At 52.2% G+C, this 274-nt stretch carries 1 protein-coding gene; it reads left to right on the top strand.

What is annotated here, in order from left to right; all coding sequences use genetic code 11:
* Positions 1 to 274 (top strand): hypothetical protein (locus AC1RPG_RS08765; RefSeq protein ID WP_481762600.1); only part of this gene is annotated, 274 nt, incomplete at both ends.

Here is a 274-nt window from a genome sequence, read left to right as displayed (position 1 = left end):
GCGTGTACTTTGAGTTCCCACGTCGGCCGTCGAACTCGAACACTGCGCTGCTCGAACAGGATGATCCATTCAACATCATCTTCAGTCCTAATACTCCGCAGGTAAGCAGCAAGGACATTATCGTTGAACGTCAATTGGGCAAGCACCTGATCGTTCAGAACGCGAACCCATGGAATTCACGCAACCGCAATACGCTGGATTTTCAGGCCAATGTACGGGTGCTTCAGCCTCAAGAAATTTACCGGCTGCTACCAGTACGCGCCCGCGTCATGAC

The organism is Dellaglioa sp. CoH-57-MRSF-18, from assembly GCF_056781995.1.
Note: the sequence above shows the minus strand (reverse complement) of the source record. Positions and strands in the feature narration are given on the sequence as shown.